At 35.9% G+C, this 11,877-nt stretch carries 9 protein-coding genes; 3 read left to right on the top strand and 6 right to left on the bottom strand.

Annotation, left to right across the window (positions count from 1 at the left end):
- Positions 1–8: 8 nt before the first annotated feature.
- Complete coding sequence (locus EG358_RS11025) at positions 9–956, bottom strand: FecR family protein (RefSeq protein ID WP_076562879.1); 948 nt, start codon at positions 954–956, stop codon at positions 9–11.
- 229 nt (positions 957–1,185) lie between these two features.
- Between EG358_RS11025 and EG358_RS11020 the strand changes: the two genes are divergently transcribed.
- Both EG358_RS11020 and EG358_RS11015 read left to right on the top strand, forming a co-directional pair.
- Positions 1,186–1,803: an RNA polymerase sigma factor gene (locus EG358_RS11020; protein ID WP_076562876.1), complete on the top strand. Its 618-nt coding sequence runs from the start codon at positions 1,186–1,188 to the stop codon at positions 1,801–1,803.
- Between the two features lie 429 nt (positions 1,804–2,232).
- The gene (locus tag EG358_RS11015) at positions 2,233–5,211 is read left to right on the top strand and encodes a response regulator (protein ID WP_076562874.1); all 2,979 of its coding nucleotides are present in this window, start codon (positions 2,233–2,235) and stop codon (positions 5,209–5,211) included.
- Positions 5,212–5,294: 83 nt separating this feature from the next.
- On the opposite strand, the gene EG358_RS11010 is transcribed toward EG358_RS11015, so the two are convergent.
- Together EG358_RS11010 and EG358_RS11005 are read right to left on the bottom strand one after the other, a co-directional pair.
- Complete coding sequence (locus EG358_RS11010) at positions 5,295–5,891, bottom strand: Crp/Fnr family transcriptional regulator (protein ID WP_076562872.1); 597 nt, start codon at positions 5,889–5,891, stop codon at positions 5,295–5,297.
- Between the two features lie 487 nt (positions 5,892–6,378).
- On the bottom strand, positions 6,379–6,726 hold the full coding sequence (locus EG358_RS11005; protein WP_076562870.1) for a winged helix-turn-helix transcriptional regulator: 348 nt from the start codon (positions 6,724–6,726) through the stop codon (positions 6,379–6,381).
- 96 nt (positions 6,727–6,822) lie between these two features.
- Here EG358_RS11005 and EG358_RS11000 point away from each other — a divergent pair, with 96 nt between their 5' ends.
- Complete coding sequence (locus EG358_RS11000; protein WP_076562868.1) at positions 6,823–7,425, top strand: NAD(P)H-dependent oxidoreductase; 603 nt, start codon at positions 6,823–6,825, stop codon at positions 7,423–7,425.
- 580 nt (positions 7,426–8,005) lie between these two features.
- On the opposite strand, the gene EG358_RS10995 is transcribed toward EG358_RS11000, so the two are convergent.
- From EG358_RS10995 to EG358_RS10985, 3 genes are read right to left on the bottom strand one after another with little or no spacing between them, the layout of a single operon-like run.
- Positions 8,006–10,243 (bottom strand): xanthine dehydrogenase family protein molybdopterin-binding subunit, encoded by a 2,238-nt coding sequence (locus tag EG358_RS10995; protein WP_076562866.1) that lies wholly within the window; start codon positions 10,241–10,243, stop codon positions 8,006–8,008.
- 29 nt (positions 10,244–10,272) lie between these two features.
- On the bottom strand, positions 10,273–11,292 hold the full coding sequence (locus EG358_RS10990) for an FAD binding domain-containing protein (RefSeq protein WP_076562863.1): 1,020 nt from the start codon (positions 11,290–11,292) through the stop codon (positions 10,273–10,275).
- Positions 11,289–11,768: a (2Fe-2S)-binding protein gene (locus EG358_RS10985; RefSeq protein WP_076562861.1), complete on the bottom strand. Its 480-nt coding sequence runs from the start codon at positions 11,766–11,768 to the stop codon at positions 11,289–11,291. Before EG358_RS10985 ends, EG358_RS10990 begins: the two co-directional genes overlap by 4 nt.
- Positions 11,769–11,877 lie beyond the last annotated feature (109 nt).

Raw genomic sequence — 11,877 nt, 5'->3', positions numbered from 1 at the left:
ACAAAAGGCTATTTTTTGAAAATATAGGTTTGCTTTTCTTTCTGAACCTCTAAGTCTAGGATAAATGCCAATGCCTCAATATTTTCATCGGTATTTCCGCCAGTGAAATCTGCCGTTATTTTCTTCTCTGCCAATTCTTTAGGGTAAATAATGCTGATGCTGTAGTTTTTCTGAAGAACCTCTGCTACTTCCTTCAGCATAACATCATTAAAACTTAATGATAATAATGAAGGTAATTTTTTGGTAGATGTAGTGGCATTTGTAAAAGAAATGACTGCTGCTGTACGAGATACTCCAAAGTTTGTCCATTTCTGATTAGGTTTCAGGAATGTAACAGGTGCACCTACATACGAAACGGCAACTTTTCCTTCATAAAGATCCACCGCTTTATCATTGCCAGACTGTGTAATTTTAAACACCGTTCCTAAAACTTTGGTACTGAAACCATCTGCACGAACAATGAAAGGATGTTTTTTAGATTTTGCAACCGAAAAAATAGCGTCCCCTTTTAAAGCAACCATTCTGGTATCGGCCGGAAATGATTTTTCAACAGTAAGTTCTGCACCCGGAAACAATGTAACCACCGAACCGTCTTTCAGATATATTTTTTGATTTCCTTTTTCTGCGACATAGACATCCGGCTTAAAGAAAGTATTATAAGAGAAAATGCCTCCTACTGAAAACAGAAGTAAAATGACAGCTGCAATTTGGTAAAAATACTTTCTAAAGCTATTCGGATGATTTATATAGGTTGTTTGTGTTAAATAAGATTCCAAAACTAAGAGAACTCTTGCTTTAGACTCCAGAATATGATTGCTTTCCAGATCTTTCTCTACATTGATCTTCCACTGATCTAAAAGTTCCGTTTCTTTCTCCGAAATTATTTCGTCTGAAACCTCTCTTTGCCAAAGCCTGAAAACAAATGCCTGAATATCTTTAAAATTTAAATTTCTCATACAGATTTTACTATCAATTCGTAGTTACATCTATAAAACAGCAGAATTTTAAAACTTCCCCAACTTGGTTTTAACATTATATTCACATTGCAGATCATTTTCCTTTCATTTCACTATTTATCAATATCTGATTCATATTATAAGCGTCATTTCTTCAAAATAATTAACATGGGATTCTTTAAAGTTCACAAAACGTTAATTTTCCTTTAGGTAATTTTGCAACATCATTATGAACCCAACAGACAGAATATTACTACATAAAATAAAAACAGGCGACCGACCTGCTTTTATGACACTCTATGAGCGATATTGGGACAGTTTATACCGTTTTGTTTTTGCACGTACAAAAGATAAAGAGGTCACCGAAGAGCTGTTGCAGAACCTTTGGATAAAAATTCTTGAAAATACAGAAAGTATCCAGACCAATAATGAGGAAAGTGCCAAAGGATATCTTGTAAAATATCTTCACTATAGAGTGATCGATTATTTCAACAGTCATAAAAACGTATCCTCAACATTGCGTATTGATGAGGCCGAAAACTCTATCGACATTACAGACACGGATTATTTCGAAATACTAGAAGAAAATGATATTTCAGTTCTTTTCAGTATGATCGATGAAGTCGTTTCGCAACTTCCGGTTACTGAGCAAAAGATTTATGATCTGAGAATCCGTAAAAATTTGTCGGTCGACGAAACAGCAGAGATTTTAGGTTTAAGCAATAAAACAGTGAGCAATAAACTAAGCAAGGCTATTGGTAAAATCAGGGAAGAATTAACTCCCGAATATAAATCATCTAAAAAACTTATTTCTTTGCTGGTGCTTATGGAAATTTTGGTGAGGTAATTTAGTAGATATTATCTTGGGAAAAAACTTTTAAAATATTTTAAGATTCCCTTAACATATTCTTCTAACGAAACAGATGCAATATTCTGTATCATAATAAATTTCTTATATAGCGTTTTCGGTATAAAACAGCAATATTATTTGGTCTCAATCAACTTTCTAAAACATATCACTTTTGAAACTTTAAAAAGGATAAAAATTGCATAAGTATTTCAAAAGAATAACCTTTATTTTTTTGATAATCGTAATTCATATGTTAAAAATGAAGATATTTGCCATACTTTTATCATGTGGTTAATTTTTCTTATGTTCAAATGATCATGAGCTTGTTGGCAACTCAAAATGATCACAGAATATATGGGATAAGTAGCGTTTCAGTAAAGTGAAGAAGCGATTACTTGTATTTACATTATCATTAAACTAATTTCAATGCCGAAAAAAATTATTAGAAATCTTCAGATTGGTGTCGTACTTTCTTTATTACTGCTAATTGCGAGTTCTATAGCATCTTATGTTAGCATACAGAAGCAAATGGAGAATAGGGAAAGCTTTTTAAAAAGCAAGGAATCTATAAGTCTGGTAAAAGATGTTTTAAATTCGCTCTTAGATGCAGAGACAGGTAACCGAGGATATCAAATTACGGGTCAGGAAGATTTTCTGGATCCCTTTAACGAAAGTGTAAAGCAATATCCAGCGCTTATTTCCAATGAAAATAGGCTGAATATCAAAGATAAACATCAAATAGAGCTTATCAATGAACTCTTTCGTACTTCCAAAATGATGATGGAAGAGGATATTTTGTTAATTCAAAATCGAAAAAAGGGAATATTAATGACCCCGGAAGAACTTCTACAAAATAAGACAACTATGGACAGGTGCCGTATACTTGTTGAGAAATTTGTAAAATATGAGGAAGCTCAATTGGCTATTAAAAATAAAGATCTCAACAGGTCTTCCAAATCGACAGTTTTATTCATCATTTTTTCTGCTCTTGCAGCTATTGGTGTTACAATTTTTTTCTACAAACAAATAAAATCTGACATTATCCGCAGGCAGAAATTAGAAAAAGATCTGTTTTACACGAAAGAAATTCTTGAGGAAACAAGTACGGTAGCACAAGTCGGAGGCTGGGAACTGAACATGAAGACCAACAACTTTTTCTGGTCTCAGAGTACACGAGATATTCATAAAATAGAAGATGATTTCGTTCCGGATTTCGAAAATGCCATCAGATTCTATCAAGAAGAAAGCAGAGAAAAAATAAAATATCTTTTCGACATGGCCATAAAAGAAGGAGCGCCCTTTGACGAGGAGTTTCAGCTTGTCCGGTACGACGGTGTTATGATCTGGGTAAGATTAAAAGGAATTCCCGAATTTGAAGGTAATGTCTGCAAAAGGGTTTTCGGAATCATTCAGAATATTGATACCTTCAAAAAAATGTTTCTGGAAGTGACCAGAAAGGAAGCCATGATGCAGTCTTTTGTCACTGACGTTCCTATTCCTCTGGCAATGTTTGATAAAAACCTTAACTATTTGTCTGTAAGCATTAAATGGAGAGAAGAATTCAATGTGACCGGTGTCGATCTTATCGGAAATAATCTCTTCACCATATCTCCGGATATTTTTGAAGAAAGAGAAATAATCTATAAAGATGCTCTGCTAGGAAAAACCTATATAAATGGTAACTTTCCTATAAAGGTAGACGGTCGGGAAGAAATTCAGCATTACGACCTTAAAGTCGGACCATGGTATCTCACAGAAGATGAAATCGGAGGTATCATTATTTCCGTACAAAATATTACAAAAGCCATAATGGCAAATGAAGAACTTAAAAAGGCCAAGGAAATAGCAGATATAGCAAGCAAAGCAAAATCTGAGTTTCTGGCTAATATGAGCCATGAGATACGTACTCCTTTGAACGGGGTCATCGGATTTTCAGATCTTCTCCTCAAGACGCCACTGAATGAGATGCAGGCACAATATATGAAGTATATCAATGAATCTGGAGAGAATCTCCTCAACATCATTAATGATATTCTTGATTTTTCGAAAATAGAGTCAGGAAAAATGGATCTCTTAGTTGAAAAAATGGATCTTTATGAAACCGTGAACCAGGTGATTAATGTCATTCTCTACCAGTCTAGGAAAAAAAATATCGAGCTTCTCCTTAATATCGAGCCCGGACTACCAAAGACGCTTATCATTGATCAATCAAGATTAAAACAGATCCTGATTAATCTTCTGGGCAACGCAGTGAAATTCACAGAAAAGGGAGAGATCGAGTTGAAAGTTGAAAAGTTACGCATAGATGATAAAAATATTGCCTTACGCTTCTCTGTAAGAGATACAGGCATAGGTATTCCTGTCGAAAAACAGAAATATATTTTTAATGCTTTTACACAAGAGAACAGTTCTATTAGCAAACAATATGGAGGAACAGGTCTCGGCCTTACGATCTCGAACAATATTCTCAAGTATATGGGTAGCCATTTATCGTTGATCAGTGCACCAGAAAAAGGTTCCGTATTTTTCTTCGACGTTGAGGTTCCATATGAGATTTCTGAGTTTAGAAAAGATGAAGATATAACCATCAAAAAAGCTTTGGTGGTAGATGATAATGAAAACAACAGGATAATTCTTCAGCAGATGCTTGCTTATAGGAATATAGAATCTACGCTGGCTGCTAATGGAATGGAAGCTTTGAAAATTCTACTGAAGGGAGATCGGTTTGACGTAATCCTGATGGATTATTATATGCCGGTTATTTCAGGATTGGAAACAATAGATAAAATTATAGAACTTTTTCATAAGAAAAAAGAAAATACTCCATTCATCATACTTTCTTCATCATCGGATCAACTAGACGTAATTACTTCAATTCGCGAAAGAGAAAATACATATTTCCTGTTGAAACCAATCACATCAAATGGTTTATACAAAGCCCTACAAGGAGCACCCCAGAGTAATGTAGTAGAAATTCCTGAGGATCAGTCCGAGAAAGCTTCTTATGCATTTGAGCCTGAACTTGATGTTCTTTTGGTAGATGACAATCCAGTGAATATGGTATTGAATAACAGGATGATGAAATCCCTGGCTCCAGATGCACACTTAGCGGAAGCTGTCAATGGTCTGGAAGCTTTAGAAGCGTGTAAGAAAAAGCATTTTTCCATTATTCTTATGGATGTTCAGATGCCAATCATGAGCGGTATCGAAGCGACACAACAAATACGGATGCTGCCCGGATACGAAAATATACCCATCATAGGGGTTACAGCCGGAAATATTCTGGGTGAGAAAGAAAAATGCCTTGAATCAGGTATGACTGACTTCCTTCCCAAGCCTCTCAGACAGGCAGACCTTCTTGAAATACTAAAAAGAAATATTGGCAGTAACGGCTATCTACATTAAAGAAAAATTATAAAAGATCAGGTAGACAGAGGAGCATAATGTATTGTGATGGGCACTTAGAGACAGAAAATAGTTCCTATTACTTAAAAGTACACCTTCCGATCTTCTATTTTTACAAATCCCTCTTTCTCAAGCTTTTTCAAAGTTCTGATAACGGTTTCTGTACGTAATCCGGTAATTGATACAAACTGTTGTCTTGTCAGCTTGACTTCATATGAAAATGGAGTTTTATCCGGAAAAAAACTTTTAAAATATTTTAAGGTACCTTTAATACGTTCTTCTGCGGAAGTAGATGCAATATTCTGCATCATAATAAATTTCTGATATAGCGTTTTTGATATATAGGTTCGAACATCTATTGCTGCACGAGGATGTTCATCTAACATATGTAAAAATTCTACCTTCGGTACTTTCATAATGGTACAATCAGACATTGTAACAGCATTTACAGGGTATTTATGATCAACAAACAGAAGCAATTCACAAACGCTTTCTCCTTTAGTCAGAAGGCTTTGGATCAATTCTTTACCATCCTCGTTGGTGTAATTTAATTTTACATCTCCTGAAACTATTTGATAATAGCACCTAGGGGTTTCTTCTATTTGAAATATATAATCATGAGAGTCATAGGTATGAATTGTACCTCCGTGGGCACGTAGTAAATCGAGATCAATAAGCATATTGTAGAGGTTAAATTCTAACAAATTTATGGCATAACTTCTATTTCATTTTATGATTCAAATCTTCAATAAACTAATTTCTTGAATTAAAAATAATACGTCTCCTCAATTAGACAGCTTTGTTTTAAAATAATAATCAAATGAAGCTGCAAAACTTAAGTCAAAGCTGTATTTATAAATTAGAGTAAGTTTATTTTTTAGAGAGTTGCTGATTCTGGTTCCTTGCTCAAACTTATATTACTAATCGCAGCAATTATCACTGGCCTTTTGAGAAAAGCTAATTAGGACGTTTAAACAAAACTGCGTCATTATTCAAAACGCTCATGGCAAGACAATTATAAATTATCCAAATTTGTCTTTTTATGGACAGGTCACGACATTTAAAGATTTATATTTGGTAGAAAAAACATCAATAATTATTGTAGTCATTCAGCCTTATGGTTTCAATCATTTATTGGAAATATCTGCAAATAAAAATATTCTCACACTATTCCGCTACCTTTATGCGCTTATTCTTTTCTGCGGTTTCCGTTCCCCATTGTGCAATAGCTTTGAGCAAAGGAATTAGCGTTACGCCAAATTCTGTCAGCTCATACTCCACTCTCAATGGTGGTTTGCTGGTGTGAACAGTACGAGTAATTAGACCGTCTTCTTCCATTTCTTTTAACTGTAAGCTTAATGTCCGCTCGGTAATCACTTTGCATTCTTTTCTCAATTCACTATATCGTTTTTTTTCGATTAAATGAATAAGAATTACCGCTTTCCATTTGCCACCTATATACTTCATTGTGAGGCTTGTGCTGCAGGGATACTGTTTGTCGTCTATACTATACATCTGTTACTATCAATTTTGACCGTTATTGCAAAGGTAAAACACTATACTTAGTTTTGCAACAGTAAAAAGTATAGTATAATTTTAAAAAAAGAAGATATGAATTTCTTAGACCTTGCCAGACGCAGATATGCGACCAAAAAGTATAACCCAATTAAAAAGATTTCCGCAGAACAGATTGACGAGCTAAAGGAAATAATCCGCTTAAGCCCGTCTTCCATCAACAGCCAGCCATGGAAATTTACATTTGTTACTTCCGAAGATGTCAAAAGTGAATTGGCTTCTCAATCTTATATGAATGAACAATCAATTAACGATGTAGGTCTTTTAGTAGTGTTCAGTGTAATGGAAGAGATTAAACATTTTGAGAAACGCAATATTTCTATTCTACCCGAAGGTTGGAGAACAGGATTTTATGAACCCATGATAAAGGCAAATGGCGATGCTGCCGTAAAATCGTGGATGGAACATCAGGTTTATCTTTCATTAGGCTATTTTTTAAGTGCTTGCATAAGTATGGGGCTTGATGCTACACCAATGGAAGGTATCAACCGTGAAGCTTATCAACAGATATTAGTACAAGATGGATATGCTCCTTTATTTGCAGTGGCCGTTGGCTATGCTGATTTAAGTGATTTTATGCACCCGAGTGTTTTTCCAAAATCCCGATTTGAATTGGACGAGGTAGTACAATCTATTTAAAAAAATAATTCTAAGGAAGTTTATTTTAGTTGTTAGTTTTCTGATGATTAATTATTGAAGCCTGCTTCCTACACGTATTTATGCAGCGAGTTCATCTACCAATGAATAATATTTTTGTATAAGCCAATCAATTGTAGATAGTTTTTGCAATAGGTTTATTTGGTGAGTTAGCTTATTTTTCTATATTTGGTGACTAATCAAAGTGTTTTTTGTGAAAAATTTTAATTGATAACAAGCAGCGTTTTGCTATATTATTTAAGAAACGGAGTTTCACAAGTGTTTCCGGCTATGCTGTTAAAAGACAGTGTCATTCAAGTGGACAATGTTAGTGATGATGATAAAATAGTTATATTTTTAATTTCATAAAGCTCCAAATGGGGCTTTATTTCTTAATAATTATCAAATTAATCCTTTTGAATTTTTTTTACTACACGTTATACTATAGCGGTATCTCTTCAAATTCTTCATCGCTTCTGGAGAAATAAATCTGACAAGCCTGTCCGAAAGTTTCGGTATTTTAAGTCACAAGAAATTCTTGTCACAATTTGAACTTTAAGTAATAAAACATATCAAATGTAAATTATAGTAATTTATCAAAATGGATAGGAAGATCATAAATTCTTTTGCCTGTCGCATGAAAAATAGCATTCGTTACAGCAGGAGGCATACCTACTCCTCCTATTTCACCGACTCCTTTCACTCCCAGATCATTTACAAACTGATCTTCTTCATCGATAAATAATACTTGTAAATCATGAATATCAGCATGCACGGGAATATGATATTCTGCAAGATTGGCATTCATGTATTTTCCAAGTTCATGATCTACAATAGTTTCTTCATGAAGCGCTTTGCTGAGTCCCCAGATCATTCCACCTAAAACCTGACTTTCAGCCGTCTTAGGATTGATAATCTTTCCGGCTGCAACTGCTGTAAGTGCTCTCCTGACTTCAATAACTCCAAGCTCTTCATCCACTTCCACCTCAACAAAAACGGCGCTGTGAACGGCTCTTGCTTTTTTGCCATATGTTAAAGGATTAGGAATTGCAGAATTGGTTGTCTTGATGGGTTTCCCTTCATTGGCTTCAAAAATTTCACTGATGCTCACTTTTATTTCTGGATTATCGTTATGAATGGTGAATCCGTTTTTAAAGGTAACTTGATTAAATTTAGTATCGCCCAATACTGAATTTTTAAGATCTTTAGCTTTTTTAAAAAGCTTTTTATTTAATGCCTGACAAGCTGCCTGAACTGCAGGGCCAACGGTTGCGGTGGTAAATGAACCACCCTGAATCGGTGCAAAAGGCATTTTACTGTCTGCATAAGAAAAAGTAACATCCTCAATCGGAAGCCCAAGTTCATCTGCTGCGATTTGAGTCATAATTGTAAATGTTCCGGTTCCAATATCTGTAACAGCACTTTTCACTTCTACTTTTCCATCTGATGTCATGATTGCTTCCGCACGACCGAAAATCCTGTTGGCATCCCAAATTCCGGTTGCCATTCCGTAACCGACCAATTTATTTCCCCGTTTCATACTGCGGGGTTTAGGATTTCTTTGATTCCAACCAAATTTTTCTGCTCCTTTGAGGTAGCATTTCCTCAATTCTTTACTGGAATATTCTTTATCGCTGCTTTTATCAATTTCAGAATAATTGATTAATCTTAGTTCTAACGGATCAATATTTAATTGGTAAGCAATTTCATCCATTGTAACTTCTATGGCGTGCATTCCGGTACTTCCGCCCGGGGCTCTCATATCCAAAGGACTGTAAACATCCAGTGGAACAAGTTGATGTTCTAATAAAGTATTTTCGGCTGGATAGAGCATATTTGCCCAATTCACCACGATCTCTACATAATCCTCGAAGCGGGAAGTTTCGCCGATGGCTTTGTGATACATCGCATTCACTTTTCCACTTTTATCAGCTCCGAATTTCGTATGCTGCAATGTGGGCGGTCGGTGGCCAATCATATACATTTGTGCCCGGCTCAACGTCACTCTTACATTACGTTTCAAGGCTAAAGATGCCATTACCGCCATAAAAAGCTGCTGCTGCGGTCTAAGCCCCGAACCGAAACCTCCACCAACAAAAGGAGAAATCACCTGAACATTTTTCATTTTCAATCCGAAAACATTGGCAACGTACATCTGCGAATTAATTGTCCCCTGCGTTTTATCGTAAATCTTTAACTTATTTTTTCCTTCATAAATTACGGTCGACGCATACATTTCCATAGGATTGTGATGTTCTGTTCCGTGGCTGAAATGGCTATCCGTTTTTACAAATGAATGATCATATTCTTTTTGAAAGTCACCGTTAGGCTTTGGTGGGGGCGGTTTTAATAAAGATGCCATCCCTTTTTTAGGATCCCTTGCCTTTTCAAGATTAGTTTTTAAATCTGTCTCAAAATTTTCTTCTTCATAAACGATATTGATCTTTGCAGCCGCGTACCTTGCCATTTCAAAGGTTTCTGCAACGACCAAAGCGATAGGTTGGCCATTGTATTTTATTTCATTATCTTTCAGTGGCTTAAAAACGATTCCGGGAGGCGCATCCATATCTGCGTACTGGAAATCAAACCAGGCAGTGGAGGGTTTATTCTCATGCGTGAAAACTTCAATCACACCTTCTATTTTTTTAACATGTTCGGTATCGATTGATTTTATTTTCCCTTTGGTAATGGTACTGTTGACAATATAACCATACAGTAAATCTGGTGCTTCATATTCTCCTGCATATTTTGCACTTCCGGTTACCTTAAGATGACCTTCGAGGCGGCTGATGGGTTTTCCGACAGAGGGTATATTTTTCATCTAATTTTGATTTTAGAATTAATAATAATTTATAAAGAAGGTTTTGCACCCGGACGTTGGGATGACGGATCAAGTGCCATCATACAGTTTCTTACAATTGCTTTTTTAGCTAAATCGATTTTAAAACTGTTGTGATCGAAACCTTTTGCGCCATTAAGAATACGATCTGCCGCAGCACTGAAACTTTCCCGATTTGGTTCTTTGCCAATAAGAAAATCTTCTGCTTCTTTTACCCGCCATGGTTTGTGAGCTACACCGCCAAGGGCAATTCTTGCCTCTTTTATAATTTTGTTTTCCAGCTCCAGGCCTGTCGCTACAGAGACTAATGCAAAGGAATAAGAACTTCTGTCACGTAATTTCAGGTAAGAATAATTTTTGGAGAATCCCTTTTCAGGTAGATTAATCGAAGTAATGAGTTCACCCTTCTTTAGATTATTATCAATATCTGGTCTATCTTCGGGAAGTCTATGAAAACCTGAAAATTCTATGGCTCTCTCACCATCCGGTGCGGAAATATTGATGACAGCATCCAATGCAGATAGTGCCACGCACATATCAGAAGGAAAGACTGCAATACAGTTTTCATTATGTCCTAAAATAGCATGAATACGGTTATATCCTTTAATTGCAGAACATCCGGAACCCAGTTCCCGTTTGTTGCAAGGCGTATGAATATCATAAAAATAATAACATCGTGTGCGCTGCAGTAAATTTCCGCCATTGGTGGCCATATTTCTGATTTGAGGAGAAGCGCCTGCTAAGATTGCTTTTGATAGTAAAGGATATTTTTCTTCAATAACAGGGTGATATGCAGTATCTGCATTTGTAAGCAACGCACCAATCCGGATTCCGCCATCTGGGAGTTCAGTTAATTCATTAATCCCCGAAATTTTATTGATATCAACCAATTTATCAGCTTCGATTATAAAATATTTCAAAAGATCGATAATGTTAGTACCTCCCGCAATGATTTTGTTGTCATCACCTGCATTAATCAATGCAACAGCATTGTCAATATCGGTGGCTTTTGTATAGGTAAAATTATTCATGACATCCCTTGTTTTACAGCCATTACAGCATTAATAATTCCCTTGTTAGCACCGCAACGGCAGAGATTTCCACTCATCAGATCCTGAACCTCTTCACGGGTATTGGCTTTATTTTCATTAAGCAAACCGATGGCACTGCAAATCTGTCCCGGAGTGCAATATCCGCATTGAAAAGCGTCATGATCAATAAATGCCTGTTGTACAGGATGAAGAGTTCCGTCACTGGCAATTCCTTCTATGGTTGTAATTTCTGATCCATCTTTCATAACGGCAAGGGTAAGACAGCTTAATGATCTTTTACCATCAATTAAAACAGTGCATGCGCCGCACTGACCGTGGTCGCATCCTTTTTTTGTGCCCGTAAGATGAATTCTTTCCCGAAGAGCATCAAGCAGGGAAACCCAAGGTAAAATTTCCAAATGATGATCTTCACCATTTACATTGAGTGTAACTGATTGTTTTTCATTACTTGCCATAAGCGTAAGATTTGGTATGACGAAAGCACTACAAAAAAAGAACCGTTATGCGAAGATAACGGTTGATGTGGTATAATTTACCGGTAATTTAATTAAAATAATTAGCGGA

The organism is Chryseobacterium indoltheticum (assembly GCF_003815915.1).
GTDB lineage: Bacteria > Bacteroidota > Bacteroidia > Flavobacteriales > Weeksellaceae > Chryseobacterium > Chryseobacterium indoltheticum.
This window is presented reverse-complemented; position numbering and strand designations above follow the sequence as displayed.

Excerpts from the sequence above, each read along its gene's own strand:
- EG358_RS11025 (WP_076562879.1), bottom strand. The coding sequence starts at position 956 with ATGAGAAATTTAAATTTTAAAGATATTCAGGCATTTGTTTTCAGGCTT.
- EG358_RS11020 (WP_076562876.1), top strand. The coding sequence starts at position 1,186 with ATGAACCCAACAGACAGAATATTACTACATAAAATAAAAACAGGCGAC.
- EG358_RS11015 (WP_076562874.1), top strand. The coding sequence starts at position 2,233 with ATGCCGAAAAAAATTATTAGAAATCTTCAGATTGGTGTCGTACTTTCT.
- EG358_RS11010 (WP_076562872.1), bottom strand. The coding sequence starts at position 5,891 with ATGCTTATTGATCTCGATTTACTACGTGCCCACGGAGGTACAATTCAT.
- EG358_RS11005 (WP_076562870.1), bottom strand. The coding sequence starts at position 6,726 with ATGTATAGTATAGACGACAAACAGTATCCCTGCAGCACAAGCCTCACA.
- EG358_RS11000 (WP_076562868.1), top strand. The coding sequence starts at position 6,823 with ATGAATTTCTTAGACCTTGCCAGACGCAGATATGCGACCAAAAAGTAT.
- EG358_RS10995 (WP_076562866.1), bottom strand. The coding sequence starts at position 10,243 with ATGAAAAATATACCCTCTGTCGGAAAACCCATCAGCCGCCTCGAAGGT.
- EG358_RS10990 (WP_076562863.1), bottom strand. The coding sequence starts at position 11,292 with ATGAATAATTTTACCTATACAAAAGCCACCGATATTGACAATGCTGTT.
- EG358_RS10985 (WP_076562861.1), bottom strand. The coding sequence starts at position 11,768 with ATGGCAAGTAATGAAAAACAATCAGTTACACTCAATGTAAATGGTGAA.